Origin of the sequence: Allobosea sp. 2RAB26 (assembly GCF_052115465.1) — a bacterium.
In the GTDB taxonomy this organism is placed as follows: Bacteria; Pseudomonadota; Alphaproteobacteria; order Rhizobiales; family Beijerinckiaceae; genus Allobosea.
In genome coordinates this window covers 40928-54105 of the sequence record NZ_JBFRGS010000013.1, presented here as the reverse complement: position 1 = coordinate 54105, position 13178 = coordinate 40928, and the positions used below count along the sequence as shown (strand labels likewise).

Genomic DNA, 13178 nt, shown 5'->3' with positions numbered 1-13178 from the left:
GCCTCCTCACGCCGTTTGCGGATCGGGAGGCTGGTTCTGCGGCAGGAAATCCTCTGCGGCGCCGGGCACGCTGTAGTCATAGGCCCAGCGATAGACCACGGGCAGCGTCTTGCCCCAGTTGCCATGGGCCGGCGGTGTCTCGGGCGTCTGCCATTCCAGCGTGGTCGCGCGCCAGGGATTCCCGCCAGCCGGCCGGCCTCGCTTCAGGCTCCAGGCGAGATTGAAGACGAAGACGAGCTGGGCGGCGCCGACGACCAGGGCGACGATGGTGATGAAGCCGTTCAGCGTCGCCGTCGACGCCGGAACGAAGGCCATGTCGCCGATCTCGTGATAGCGGCGCGGCACGCCCATCAAGCCGATATAGTGCATCGGGAAGAAGATCAGGTAGGCGCCGAGGAAAGTGACCCAGAAATGCAGTTTTCCGAGGGTGGTATCGAGCATCCGCCCGGTGACCTTGGGATACCAGTGATAGATCGCGCCGAAGATGACGAGGATAGGAGCAACACCCATCACCATGTGGAAATGCGCGACGACGAACATCGTGTCCGAGAGCGGCACATCGACGACGACATTGCCGAGGAACAGCCCGGTCAAACCGCCATTGACGAAAGTGACGATGAAGCCGAGCGCGAACAGCATGGGTAAGGTGAAATGGATGTCGCCGCGCCAGAGCGTCAGCACCCAGTTATAGACCTTGATGGCGGTCGGGATGGCGATGATCAGCGTCGTGGTCGCGAAGAAGAACCCGAAACTGGGATGCATGCCGCTGACATACATGTGGTGCGCCCAGACGACGAAGCTGAGCGCGCCGATCCCCACCAGCGCCCAGACCATCATGCGATAGCCGAAGATGTTCTTGCGCGCATGGGTGCTGATCAGGTCGGAGACGATCCCGAAGGCCGGCAATGCGACGATGTAGACTTCAGGGTGCCCGAAGAACCAGAACAGATGCTGGAACAGGATCGGGCTGCCGCCGCGATAGGGGAGCTGTTCTCCCAGAGCCACGATGGACGGCATGAAGAAGCTCGTTCCGATCAGCCGGTCGAGCAGCATCATCACCGCCCCGACGAAGAGAGCCGGGAAGGCCAGAAGCGCCATCACGGTCGCGGTGAAGATGCCCCAGATGGTGAGTGGCATGCGCATCAGCGTCATGCCCTTCGCCCGGCCTTGCAGCACGGTCACGACATAGTTCAGCCCACCCATGGTGAAGCCGATGATGAAGAGGATCAGCGAGACCAGCATCACGATGATGCCCCAGGGCTGCCCGGGCGTGTTGGGGAGGATCGCCTGCGGCGGATAGAGGGTCCAGCCGGCTCCGGTCGCTCCGCCCGGCACGAAGAAACCGGCGACGAGCACCAGCACGGCAAGCAAATAGATCCAGTAGCTCAGCATGTTGACATAGGGAAAGACCATGTCGCGCGCGCCGAGCATCAGCGGGATCAGGTAGTTGCCGAAGCCGCCGAGGAACAGCGCGGTCAGCAGGTAGATCACCATGATCATGCCGTGCATGGTGATGAGCTGGTAGTAGCGCTCCGGGTCGATGAAGGAGACGAGGCCAGGGAAGCCGAGCTGCAGCCGCATCAGCCAGGACAGGACGAGGGCGACGAGGCCGATCGCCAGCGCCGTCAACGAGTACTGGATCGCGATGATCTTGGCGTCCTGGGAGAAGACATATTTCGTGACCCAGCTTCTCGGATGATAGAGTTCGACATCCTCGACCTCGGCGGTCGAGAGAGGTCCGGCAGCGTCACTCGGCACATCGACCATCAAACCGCCTCCCGCTCTCCATCAGATGGCACGCCTCGTCGGAGGCTCAGCCGTCTTCCATCCCCTAGTTTCTCGCCTGCGCCCGCGCCGCTGCGGTGAGCTGTGCGAAGGTCTTCTGTTGCTGCAGCCATGCGCGGTATTCGCTTTCCGGCTCGACGACGACGCCACCGCGCATGAAGGTATGGCCGGTGCTGCAGAGTTCGGCGCACAGCGCCTCGAACGTGCCGGTACGGGTCGGCGTGAACCAGTAATAGGTGACGTTGCCCGGGATCATGTCCATCTTGGCGCGGAACTCGGGCACGTAGAAATCATGGACGACGTCGAGTGAGCGCAGCAGCACCTTCACCGGCTTGTCGAGCAGGAGGTGAAGCTGGTCTCCCTGGATGATGATGTCGTCCTGGCCGCGCGCATCCTTTGGATCGAGGCCAAGCGGGTTCTCGGGGCTGACAAGGGTTACGTCGGTCGCTCCGAGCCGGCCATCGGCGCCGGGCAGGCGATAGCTCCATTGCCATTGCTGGCCCACGATCTCGACCGTTGCGGCATCGGCCGGCACCGTCACGAACTGCTTCCAGACGACGAGGCCAGGCGCCAGCATGGCGGCGACACCGATGCCGGTCCCGATCGCGAGCCACCATTCCAGCCGCTTGTTCTCCGGCTCATAAGCTGCCCGATGTCCTTCGCGATGGCGGAAGCGGAACAGGCAATAGGCCATGAACAGCACCACGGCAGCGAAGACGGTGCCGGTGATCCAGAAGGTGATGATGATGGTGTTGTCGATATAGTGCCAGTTGGAGGCGATCGGGGTCCACCACCATGGGCTTAGCAGGTGGAACGCCACCGAGCCGACCACGACCAGCGCAAGTACGACGGCAACACCCATGGTCAGTCACCCTTGCCTATGGCGGCGATGAACGGGGTCCGGTCGGCGCCGCAACGCGATAGGAGCGTGGCGACGTCGTGAAAGCGGGCTTCTCGTCGGCCCGAGAACGATACCGCCTGCTCATGGCGGTGCCGGGGAGCGGCGAGAACGGGGCAGGGAGAAAGACTGGAGGGATGGCGCAGAGGGATCGCGTGGCGCGGGCTCGGACGAGCGCGTCAACCGGTTTCAAGCGTCGCTTCCTGCTCGCCATCGCCGAACCTCCCGGTTCGTCAGACGATTGCGCGTCACATGTGACGCAAAGCTCCCGCCCAGGCTGCAAAGCGCTCCGCTTCTCAGCCTATGGTCGCTGAATATTGTCCGGCCGCGTTCGCTGGTTGTCAATCGAGGCCGGCGTTGAGCCAGCCGCGCTATCGCCGCACCTGCGCGTCGAAGGCGGCTACTTCTTCTTTCCGTCGGCGTCGAATTGCTTGAGGAAGGCGACGATATCGTCGATCTCCTGATCGGATTTCAGGCCGGGGAACACCATCTTCGTACCGGGGATCTTGGCCTGTGGCGCCTTGATGTAATCGCGGAACGTCGGCTCGTCCCAGGTGATGCCGGAGTTCTTGTTGGCAGCCGAGTAGCTGTAGCCCTCGACGGACCCTGCCGGGCGCCCAATCAGGCCGTTGAGCTTCGGGCCGACCGCATTCCTCGCGGTCTCGCCGATCTGGTGGCAGGCACGACATCGCAGGAAGATCTTCTCGCCGGAGGTGGCGTCTGCTGCGGCAATGACTGAATGGGAAAGGAGGGGGAGAAGCAGGACGGTCGTCAAGGCCAAGCGTATCATCGAAGGGCCTCCTTCGGGTTCGGTTCGCCCCACCACACGCAGCAGGCCGGCCCGCGCATCCGTAGCCACAAATCCTACACTATCATTGGTGCAGCTCCAATCTGCCTGCGCTGGAACCGGTCGGTCTCAGTCATCGACAGGGCCGTGCCCGCCGATGCAGGCTCGTCCACCGGCCTCATGCGGTATGGTGGCGTGAACGCCCGCCGGGCTTGGTGCCGGGCAACCGACCGACATGAGGTCCGCTTGGAGAAGGCTGCTCAGGACATGCGCGAGCCGTGGCCGTGAGGTCCTCGCCCTTGCTCCGGCTGGGGCTGGATGGTGCGGGCCTCCGGCAAGCAGCGCTGCTGGCTCTTGCCGCCTGGCTCGCATTTGCTCTCGCATCGTCGCTTCACATCACCAACGCCTATTGGGCCGCAATGCCGGTCTGGGTTGTGGCGCAAGCCTCGCGCGGGCTCTTGTTCGCCCGTGGCTTTCTCAGGATTCTCGGAACTTTGATTGGTGCAGCCGTCGGCTTCGGCCTGCTGCATCTGATTCCCAACCACTATTTTCTGTTGCTCGCGCTTGGTCTTTGGGTCGGCTTCAACACTGCGCTGACGCATGTGCTGCGCGGCGTCACCGCCTATGGCGCCTTGATGAGCGGCATAACCGCGGCCATCGTCATCCTGCCAACGGTGTTCTCTCCGGAACGATCCTGGGACATCGCCATTGCACGGGTTGAGTGCACGTTGATCGGCGTGGCGGTGGTGACGCTGGTCACGGCGCTGTTCACGCCGTCAGCATCGCGTTCTGCTCTCATGTCCCGGGCGCGGCTGATGGCCCGGCAAGCGGTGCGGTTCGCAGCCTTGGCGCTCCAGGGCGTTCCGCAGGATCGGGTTGCCGTAGCCGAACGGCAGCTTCTCGCCGAGATGAGCAGCGTCACCCAGGCGGCGGATCAGATGACGGCAGGCTCGCTGCGGGGCTCGCGGCGTCGCAAGCGCGTCGATGCACTGGTCGCGGCCGCCTTGTTGGTGATGTCGGCAGGGCGCGCGGCTGCGTCGCGGGAGGCGTCGGAGGAGACCAACGCCAGGGCTCTGGCAGAACTTGACCGGTTGGCGCAACGTTTCGAACGGGAGACAGAGGCGCAAGGGGAGGTGCCCCGTGCCGAAGGGCTGGATCCCCGCCTGTCGGACAGTCTGCGGCGGCTGGTCGCAGCAGAAGCCGCGCTCAGTGCGGACCGCCCGGCCGGAGATGAGCTCTCCGGCCTGGTGCCTGTCTTCCTGCACAATCCCCATGGCGACTGGTCGCTGGGCACCACCGCCGGCGCGGTGTCGGGGTTGGCCACCTGGCTGGCTGCCTCTGCGGCCTATGCTGCAAACTGGCCGGTGGCGGAGCTCGCAGCGCTGGGAGTCTGCATCTTCTCGATGGTCCTGGGCTCGCTGGCGCAGCCGCAGGCCAATGCGCCGCATATGCTGAAGGGGGTGCTGGCTGGGGTGGTGGCTGCCCTGATCTATCGCTTCGGCGTGCAGCCGCATGTCCAGACCGTGCCCGAGCTGTTGGTTTCGGTGGCACCGTTCCTCCTGCTTGGAGGGTTGGCGCGCGCGAGCCGCAGGACGGCAATCGCGGCGATCGACGCGAATATGTGTTTTCTCCTGGCCAGCCAGGCGGTGTTGCCGGCCGTCACCAGACCCGCCGCAATCCTGAGCGAGGCCGGCGCGCTTGTCGCCGCTGCGGTGCTGGTGACAAGCAGCTTCATTCTGCTGCCGCGCAGGCATGACCGGCACGCGGCAAGGACCCGCGAGGATATCCGGCGAGACCTCGAGCGGCTCCTCGCCAATCCGCAGGCCAGGCGCGGGGCAAGCTGGGATCAGGGCATGACCCGGCAGATCATGCGCCTCACTCTGCACCTCGCCCGAGCCGGAGAGGGCGGTGGCGGCGCTGCAGCGGTTGATGTCTGAGGGAGGGCTCGGGGACGAGGATCGGCGGCTGATTGCGCAGGGGCTCGCGGCTCTGGGGCGGTTCAGGACGGAATCGCCCAGGCCGGAATTGTTCGACGAGGCCGCGCGAACAATCGCGAATGCCGAGGCCGCACGCGCCATGAAGGAGGCCGCAGCGGCATTTCGGCAGGCGGAGCCCTTTCTCGCCGGCGCGTAATGGCGTGCGCAGGAGGCCGCGCAAGCTCGGCGCTCATCCCGGTCAGGCCGCTTCAACGGCACAGAGCCGGGATGTCGTCGTTAGATTTTCCAGAAAAGGCGCCTCAGGCTGAGTGCTTCTTCACCCAGACGACATAGGCATCCATCCAGCCTTGCAGGAAAGCCCGGCTGGAATCACCGATCTCGCCGCTCTCGGTGAACAACCCATCCTTGGCCTGGATGAAGACTTCCGGCTGTCCGAGCGTCGGCATGTCGAGATAGGCGAGGACATTGCGCAGATGCTGCTGCGCAATCGCTGTTCCGATAGCGCCGACCGACACGCCGAGAACACCGGCCGGCTTGCCGGCCCAGGCACTCTGCCCATAGGGCCGCGAGGCCTGATCGATCGCGTTCTTCAGCACGCCGGGGATGGAGCGGTTATACTCGGCAGTGACGAAGATGACGCCCTGGGAGTCGGTGATTTCAGCCTTCAGTCGCTTCACGACCGGGGCCTGGTTCGCGTCGTCATCCTGATTGTAGAGCGGCAGATCGCCGATCGCGACCTGATGGAACCTGAATTCGGGCGGGGCGAGTTTGGCGATGGCCGTGGCAAGCTTGCGATTGAAGGAATCGCGACGAAGGCTGCCGATCACGACGGCAATTCTGAATTCGCTCATGGTGTGTCCCATCACATCGTGCTGGTTGCGGCGTCGAGCCTAGTGCTCGACACCCGATTTGTCGCGCGCGATCATCCCGGCCGCGCGCCACGTGAGCGAGGTGGATACGAGACCGGTCCGAGGTTCAGACCGGGCTTCCCGCCTTCTCCGCCGTCACCTCGACTTTCGCCGCCGGCCCTGCATCCTTGGCCGGGCGAGGGTCGCGCCAGTCGATGAGCCGGTAGAACATCGGGATGAAGAAGGTGGCGATGAAGGTCGCCGCCAACATGCCGCCGATCACGCCCGTGCCGATCGAGTGCCGGCTCGCGGAGCCCGCTCCGCTGCTGATCGCGAGCGGAACGACGCCGAGAATGAAGGCGAGCGAGGTCATCACGATCGGCCGGAAGCGCAGCCGCGCTGCTTCGAGCGCGGCCTCGGCGGCACTCATGCCCTCCTGCCGCACCAGAACGGCGAATTCGACGATCAGGATGGCATTCTTGGCGGCCAGACCGATCAGCGTGACAAGGCCGATCTGGAAGTAGACGTCGTTGGTCAGGCCGCGGAGCCAGACCGCGAGCAGCGCCCCGAACAGCGCGAATGGAACCGCGAGAATGACCGCCAGCGGCAGGGTCCATTTCTCGTACTGCGCGGCGAGGATCAGGAACACCATGATGATGCCGAAGATCATGGCCTGCGAGCCGGTCCCGCTGGTGGCGAGCTCTTGATAGGCCGAACCCGTCCAGGCGATCTGGAAGCCCTGCGGCAACTCGCGCGCCACCTCCTGCATCGCAGCGATCGCCGCGCCCGATGTGTATCCGGGCGCCGGATTGCCCATCACCTTGGCCGCGGCAAAGGCGTTGAAGCGCTCGAACTGGTCGGGGCCGGCGACGCGCACGGCTTTCACTAGCGTATCGAGCGGCACCATCTTGTTGTTGCTCGAGCGCACGAAAACCTGCTTGAGATCCTTCGGTGCCTGACGGAAAGCGGCCTCCGACTGCAGGTTGACGCGGTAGTTGCGCCCATAGAGCGTGAAGTCATTGACGTAGAGGCTGCCGAACGTGCTTTGCATCGTCTCGAAGACGGAGCTGATCGGCACGCCGAGCGCCTTGGCCATGTCGCGGTCCAGGTCGAGCCGGTACTGCGGAACGCCGGTGTCGAAGGTCGTGCGCACGCCGGCCAGTTCGGGACGTTTCGAGGCGGCTTCGACCAGTTGTGCGGTGGCGGCGGAGAGCGACGGGACGCCGCCTCCGGTGCGATCCTGCACATAGAGTTCGAACCCGCCCGTGGTGCTCAACCCGCTGATCGGCGGCGGATTGAAGAACAGGACCATGGCGTCCTTGATCCCGATATTCATGCCGGTGAACGTCTTGACCAGGTTGCGCGCATCGAGGTCCGGGGTTCGGCGCTCGCTCCAGTCCTTCAGCGTCACGAAGGTCGTGGCGGCGCTGGTCCGCTCGCTTCCGGAGAGAAGGTCGAACCCCGAAATGGCGAAGACGTTTTCGACAGCCGGGTGCTTGCCGATATTGGTCGCAGCCTCATCCATCACCGCCACGGTGCGGTTCAGCGAGGCGGCCGGAGGCAGGATGGCCACCCCGAGCAGCACGCCCTGGTCTTCGTCTGGAACCAGCGAGCCCGGAATGGTCCGGAACAGGATGCCGGTGCCGGCGATGAGCACGGCGAAGAGCACAAGGCCGATGGCGAAGCGTTTGACCAGGAAGCCGACACCGGAGACGTAGCCGCTCGTCAGCTTGTCGAAGAAGCGGTTGAACAGCCGGAACGGCAATGCCGGCTCCTGATGGCCCGGTTTCAGGATCAGCGCGCACAAAGCCGGAGTCAGGGTCAGCGCGACGATGCCCGAGATCGTGACCGACAGGGCGATCGTGACCGCGAACTGCTTGTACATCGCGCCGGCCAACCCGCCCATGAACGACACGGGGATGAAGACCGCGCACAGCACCAGGACGATCGCGATGACCGGCCCGGTGACCTCGCTCATCGCCTTGATCGAAGCCTCTCGCGGCGACAGGTGCTCGGTCGCCATGATGCGCTCGACATTCTCCAGAACCACGATCGCGTCGTCGACGACGATGCCGATGGCGAGGACGAGGCCGAACAGGGTGAGCAGGTTGATCGAGAAGCCGAACATGTACATGCCGGCAAAGGTGCCGATGATCGAGATCGGCACCGCGATGACCGGGATGAGGGTCGCCCGGAAGTTCTGCAGGAAGAGGAAGACGACGAGGATGACCAGGACGATGGCCTCGACGAAGGTCTTGACCACCTCCTCGATCGAGACCTGGATGAACTTCGTCGTGTCGTAGGGAATGCTGTAGGCCATGCCCTCCGGGAAGGACTGCTTCAGCTCGTCCATGCGGCTCTTGAGCGCCTCCATGGTCGAGAGCGCGTTCGCTCCCGTCTGAAGATAGACCGCAAGCGGCACCGCAGGCTTGCCGTTGAGCTTGCTGTCGACGGTATAGCTGGCCGAGCCGAGCTCGACCCGCGCCACATCCCTGAGCCTGAGCGTCGCCGCGTTGATGTCGGAGCGCAGGATGATGTTGCCGAACGCCTCGGCATCCGGGAGACGCCCCTGGGTCGTGGCGGAATAGGTGAAGGGGGTCGATGGGTCGTTCGGCTCATCGCCGAAACGGCCGGCTGCAAACTGGGCATTCTGTTCGCGAATGGCTGCCGCGACATCGGTGGTCGTCAGGCCGTAGCGGGCGAGCTTGTCGGGGCTCAGCCAGATCCGCATCGAGTAGTCGCGTTGGCCGAGCAATGCCGCGTCACCGACGCCAGGAATGCGCTTCAGATCGTCAATGACGTTCAGCAGGGCATAGTTGCCGACATAGGTCGTGTCGAAGCGGTCGTTCTCCGAATACATCGCCACGAGGCCGAGGATGGAGGTCGAGCGCTGGCTGACCGTCACGCCGAGCCGGGTGACCTCTTGCGGCAAGGTCGGCGTCGCGCGCTGGACGCGATTATTGACGTTGATCGTTGCCTGATCGGGATCGGTGCCCTGAGCGAATGTCACCGTCAGCGACATCTGGCCGCTGCTGGAGTTCGAGGACTGCATGTAGAGCATGCCCTCGACGCCGTTGATCTGCTGCTCGAGTGGCGCTGCCACCGTCTGCGCGATCGTCTCGGCGCTGGCGCCGGGATAGGTGGCGCTGACGACGATCTGCGGCGGCGTCAGCTCGGGATATTGCGCGATCGGAAGCGCCCGGATCGCGACGAGGCCGGCAAGCACGATGACGATCGAGATGACGGCGGCGAAGACGGGCCTGTCGATGAAGAAGCGATTCATGGCTTGGCAGCTCCGGGCGCCGCAGCAGCGATCGAGACCGGCGCGCCGGGACGAACCTTGATGATCCCCTCCGTGATCAGCTTGTCGCCGGGCTTGAGGCCCGAGGTGACGATCCAGCCGTCGGCGACCTGACGTCCGAGTACGACGGGGCGGGCTTCGGCCTTCCCCTGGCTGTCGACTGTGTAGACGAACTGTCCGCGCGGTCCCTGCGAGACGGCTGCCTGCGGAACGACGATGGCGTCGTTGAGCACGACCCCCATCACGATCGCGCGCAGGAACTGGCCGGGCAGCAGGCGATGCTCGGGATTGGGGACAACGGCACGCAGCCGCAGCGTCCCGGTTTCCGGATCAAGGCCGGAGGAGGCGAAATCGATGACGCCGGGCTGCGCATAGACGCGGCCATCGCCGTAGGTGAGCTTGACCGAGAGGACCTCCCCGGCACGCTCCCAGATGCCCTGTGCCTCGAGCAGGGCCCTGACCTCGGCCACTTCGCTCTCGCTGGAGTTGAAGATGACGTAGACAGGGTCGAGCTGGGTGATCTTGGTGAGCAGGCTGCTGTCGCCAGTGGTGCCGATCAGGCTGCCCTCGGGCAACTCCTCGCGGCTCGTGACCCCACTGATCGGCGCCCTCACATTGGTGTAGCCGAGATTGAGTTCCGCGACGTTCAGGTCGGCGTGAGCGACGGCGACCGAAGCCGTTGCGAGTTCCTTGGCGGAGAGGGCGTCATCGCGCGCCTTTTCCGTGCCGGAGCCGGTCAGGGCCAGCCGCGTATAGCGCTCGGCATCACGCGTCGCCTGGGCGAGCTGTGCCTCCGCCTGCTGGAGCTGTGCCTTGGCCTTGGCAACGTCGGCCTCGTAGCGCCTCGGATCGATTTCGAAGAGAATGTCGCCGGCCTTGACCTCGGCGCCCTCGACGAAGTTCCGCTTCAGCAGAATCCCGCCAACCTGGGCCCGGACCTGAACCTCCCGCGAGGCCTCGACGCGTGCGGCATACTCGAATGTCAGCGGCACCTTGCCGGCCTTGACCTCGACCACGGTCACCTGAGGCGGGGGCGCGGCCCCCTGCGCCTGGGCCAGGGTTGCTGCGCCAAGCAGCGGCCAGATGAAGGCAAGGCTGAAGAGCGCGAAACGGCGCCGCGGCGTGTAGGTGGTCATCCGTCGCATCCTTCCAGTAGTGCAGGTCGCGGCGCGGTCGCCGTCGGGGCATCGCGCAGTCTTCCATGAGCAAGGCCCGTATCCAACCACGAGCATTGCCCACCGGAAGCGCGGGTAGCCTTCATCGTCTTTGCGGGGGCATGAGGCAGGGGTGTCCTCCCTCTAGTCAGGCTTGGACAGGAATACGGCGACGAGATTCTCAAGGAAATGCTCCTGAAACTGTCCGCGATCCATCGGGCTCGCGGACAGGGATTGAACGAGGTCGGGCGCGGTCGAGGGCCAGAAGAATGCGCCGGCGAGAATGGAGAAGGCGATGAAGGGGTCGCTCGCATGCGTGACACCTTCGCGAACCGCCTGATCGAGAAGCGGTATGAAGGCATCGAGCGCGGGACGAAGCAGGAGTTCCTTCAATGCGGCCAGTCGCGCCCCGCTCTCCCTCGCCTGCTGCGCGATGAAGAGGCCGAGTTCCGGGTGGCTGAAATGGAAAAGCACTGTCAGGCGGATGGCATCGGTCACTCGGTCCCTGAGCGGGCGTGTCTCGGCCGTCAGGCGTCGGATCTCGGCGTGCAGCTGCGTCGTATACGAGGCGACATGGTCGATGCTCGCGAGCCAGAGCCCCTCCTTGCCGCCAAAATGCACACGCACCAGCCCGGGGTCGACCTTGGCGGCAGCGGCCAGGCTGCGCAGATCGACGCTGTCATAGCCATGACGCGCAAAGGCGCTCGTCGCAGCGAGAAGCAAAGCCTCGCGGCCCGACATCTGGTCCTTGAGCCGCCGACCGCGAGGGCGCGGAGCTGGGCTGGGGGAAGTGGATCGCTCGGATCGCGGCATTGCTCGGATGATTGCTATAAAATCTACAAGTGAGGATATTTCAGCGTGAAGCGGGACGCAAGGGCGCACGCGATCGCCTGGTGACGGCCTTAGTCACGAGATCGTTACGCAAGGGAGATGCTGGCCTGGCCAAGGGTCATGCCGAGCATGGCGTAATGCCGGCGGCGGCGCGCGACGCCCCTCTCAGGCGAGTGCAAGTCGTGTTGGCCCGCAGCTTCCGCCGAAGGGCAGGAGTATCTGAAACGAGACCCCAAGCCATCTTCAGCGATCCAGTCAGATGATCCTCTGGTATTTTACCGATGTTATGATTTATTTGTACTGTGAAAATCGTTCTCGGGGTCTTTGGGTCGTATATTTTGGAAGGGTCCCGACTTGCGGCGGATCTGTGATTGCCGATGGGGCCGGTCGCGGAATTCAGGGTTTCGGATTCTCAAGTATTATTGAGAAATATCACGTCAGACTCTCTGAGAGAGGAGTAACGCAAGAATTAGAATGGCCAAAATACTAGGTGATTGGAACAAATATCAGGTAACGCTGTTCTGAATCTCCAGCGGGGGGCTGGGCATGACCAAGGATAACGGCGGCGGGGAACGCATGATCTGGTCTGACCTGGCCGGGCAGATGGTCGCGATTTCTTCGCCGGAATGGTGCCACGAGCGGGATGTCGATTATCTGCTGTGGCTACCCTCGCTGGAACGGGGCCGGGTCCTGCGTGGATATCCCCCGGAGATCGCCGAGCGTCTCTGCGCCGATATCGAACGCTTGCGGGAAATCCGGAAACGCCGCTGAGCGCCGGGGCATCGCAAGGCGGCGGATTGCATTCGCGCGACCCGCCGCGCCCGACCGTTCAGGGCTTGACGATCCACTCATGGGCCGGATCGTTGGCGAACTTCCAAACCCGCTTCGGACCCGCCATCACGTTGAGATAATAGAGTTCATAGCCGTGCGGTGCTGCGACCGGATGATAACCCCTTGGCACCAGCACGACATCGCCGTCCTCGGCGCAGAGCGTCTCATCGAGCGAACGGTCGTCGGTATAGACGCGCTGCAGCGCAAAGCCCTGGGGCGGCGAGAGCCGGTGGTAATAGGTCTCCTCCAGCAGCGATTCCTGCGGCAGCCTGTCCTGGTCGTGCTTGTGCGGCGGATAGCTCGACCAATTGCCTGACGGGGTGATCACCTCGACGACGAGCAGCCCTTCGGCGGGCTCGGTCTCCGGCAGGATATTGCGGACATGGCGGGTGTTCGTACCGCTGCCGCGCGTCATGCAGCCGACATCCCCTGGCGCGATCACCCGGGGTTTTGAACCCGGTTTTCCCGGCGCCGAGCAGATCGCCAGCTCGCAGGGGCCCTGCGCCGTCGCGGCAAAGCACAATCCGGCCGGTACGTAGAGCGACCAGGGGTCGGGTTCGAACGGGGAGGACCGACCGCCAATGATGCCGAAATCGGTGCCCCCGGCCATGGCTGCGGCCTTTCCGGACAGCAGGACGACGCAGACCTCCCGGTCTCCGGTCTCCCGTTCAAGCACCTGGCCGTCGGCGAGCCGGTAGACTTCGAAGCCGACATGGCTCCAGCCGGCCGATTCCGGGGTGACGTGATGGATGCGGCCGTCCTGATCTGGGGCGGATGGTTTGACGAGCAGCTTCGACATGGCGCAT

Annotated in this window: 11 protein-coding genes; 3 read left to right on the top strand and 8 right to left on the bottom strand. The window is 64.4% G+C overall.

Annotated features, from left to right (window positions below; all coding sequences use genetic code 11):
- Positions 1-6: 6 nt before the first annotated feature.
- The 3 genes from AB4118_RS23240 to AB4118_RS23230 all read right to left on the bottom strand — a co-directional run bounded on the left by AB4118_RS23240 (position 7) and on the right by AB4118_RS23230 (position 3473).
- Positions 7-1767 carry a cytochrome c oxidase subunit I gene (locus tag AB4118_RS23240; protein WP_441491962.1) on the bottom strand — a complete coding sequence of 587 codons (1761 nt, stop codon included), beginning with the start codon at positions 1765-1767 and terminating at the stop codon, positions 7-9.
- A 64-nt stretch (positions 1768-1831) separates the two neighbouring features.
- Positions 1832-2647 carry a cytochrome c oxidase subunit II gene (locus tag AB4118_RS23235; protein ID WP_441491961.1) on the bottom strand — a complete coding sequence of 272 codons (816 nt, stop codon included), beginning with the start codon at positions 2645-2647 and terminating at the stop codon, positions 1832-1834.
- Positions 2648-3083: 436 nt separating this feature from the next.
- Entirely contained in the window at positions 3084-3473 is a 390-nt protein-coding gene (locus AB4118_RS23230) for a c-type cytochrome (RefSeq protein ID WP_441491960.1), read from the bottom strand.
- Between the two features lie 281 nt (positions 3474-3754).
- On the opposite strand from AB4118_RS23230, the gene AB4118_RS23225 reads away from it, so the two are divergent.
- Together AB4118_RS23225 and AB4118_RS23220 are read left to right on the top strand one after the other, a co-directional pair.
- Positions 3755-5407, top strand: coding sequence for an FUSC family protein (locus AB4118_RS23225; protein WP_441491959.1), 1653 nt, complete (start codon positions 3755-3757; stop codon positions 5405-5407).
- Positions 5400-5603: a hypothetical protein gene (locus AB4118_RS23220; RefSeq protein WP_441491958.1), complete on the top strand. Its 204-nt coding sequence runs from the start codon at positions 5400-5402 to the stop codon at positions 5601-5603. The genes AB4118_RS23225 and AB4118_RS23220 overlap by 8 nt, the downstream gene beginning before the upstream one ends.
- A gap of 103 nt (positions 5604-5706) precedes the next feature.
- On the opposite strand, the gene AB4118_RS23215 is transcribed toward AB4118_RS23220, so the two are convergent.
- From AB4118_RS23215 to AB4118_RS23200, 4 genes are all read right to left on the bottom strand, one after another.
- Positions 5707-6258: an NADPH-dependent FMN reductase gene (locus AB4118_RS23215; protein WP_441491957.1), complete on the bottom strand. Its 552-nt coding sequence runs from the start codon at positions 6256-6258 to the stop codon at positions 5707-5709.
- A 124-nt stretch (positions 6259-6382) separates the two neighbouring features.
- Positions 6383-9538 carry an efflux RND transporter permease subunit gene (locus tag AB4118_RS23210; RefSeq protein WP_441491956.1) on the bottom strand — a complete coding sequence of 1052 codons (3156 nt, stop codon included), beginning with the start codon at positions 9536-9538 and terminating at the stop codon, positions 6383-6385.
- Positions 9535-10692: an efflux RND transporter periplasmic adaptor subunit gene (locus tag AB4118_RS23205; protein ID WP_441491955.1), complete on the bottom strand. Its 1158-nt coding sequence runs from the start codon at positions 10690-10692 to the stop codon at positions 9535-9537. The genes AB4118_RS23210 and AB4118_RS23205 overlap by 4 nt, the downstream gene beginning before the upstream one ends.
- Before the next feature lie 162 nt (positions 10693-10854).
- Positions 10855-11451: a TetR/AcrR family transcriptional regulator gene (locus AB4118_RS23200; RefSeq protein WP_441491954.1), complete on the bottom strand. Its 597-nt coding sequence runs from the start codon at positions 11449-11451 to the stop codon at positions 10855-10857.
- Between the two features lie 636 nt (positions 11452-12087).
- On the opposite strand from AB4118_RS23200, the gene AB4118_RS23195 reads away from it, so the two are divergent.
- The gene (locus AB4118_RS23195) at positions 12088-12312 is read left to right on the top strand and encodes a hypothetical protein (protein WP_441491953.1); all 225 of its coding nucleotides are present in this window, start codon (positions 12088-12090) and stop codon (positions 12310-12312) included.
- A 58-nt stretch (positions 12313-12370) separates the two neighbouring features.
- Here AB4118_RS23195 and iolB read toward each other — a convergent pair whose 3' ends face one another.
- A complete protein-coding gene (iolB, locus tag AB4118_RS23190) occupies positions 12371-13171 on the bottom strand; it encodes a 5-deoxy-glucuronate isomerase (RefSeq protein WP_441491952.1) in 801 nt (266 codons plus the stop codon).
- Positions 13172-13178: the final 7 nt, after the last annotated feature.

Coding starts and splice junctions, on each gene's coding strand:
- AB4118_RS23195 (WP_441491953.1), top strand. CDS start 12,088: ATGACCAAGGATAACGGCGGCGGGGAACGCATGATCTGGTCTGACCTG.
- AB4118_RS23230 (WP_441491960.1), bottom strand. CDS start 3,473: ATGATACGCTTGGCCTTGACGACCGTCCTGCTTCTCCCCCTCCTTTCC.
- AB4118_RS23220 (WP_441491958.1), top strand. CDS start 5,400: ATGTCTGAGGGAGGGCTCGGGGACGAGGATCGGCGGCTGATTGCGCAG.
- iolB (WP_441491952.1), bottom strand. CDS start 13,171: ATGTCGAAGCTGCTCGTCAAACCATCCGCCCCAGATCAGGACGGCCGC.
- AB4118_RS23205 (WP_441491955.1), bottom strand. CDS start 10,692: ATGACCACCTACACGCCGCGGCGCCGTTTCGCGCTCTTCAGCCTTGCC.
- AB4118_RS23200 (WP_441491954.1), bottom strand. CDS start 11,451: ATGTCGGGCCGCGAGGCTTTGCTTCTCGCTGCGACGAGCGCCTTTGCG.
- AB4118_RS23235 (WP_441491961.1), bottom strand. CDS start 2,647: ATGGGTGTTGCCGTCGTACTTGCGCTGGTCGTGGTCGGCTCGGTGGCG.
- AB4118_RS23215 (WP_441491957.1), bottom strand. CDS start 6,258: ATGAGCGAATTCAGAATTGCCGTCGTGATCGGCAGCCTTCGTCGCGAT.
- AB4118_RS23240 (WP_441491962.1), bottom strand. CDS start 1,767: ATGGTCGATGTGCCGAGTGACGCTGCCGGACCTCTCTCGACCGCCGAG.
- AB4118_RS23210 (WP_441491956.1), bottom strand. CDS start 9,538: ATGAATCGCTTCTTCATCGACAGGCCCGTCTTCGCCGCCGTCATCTCG.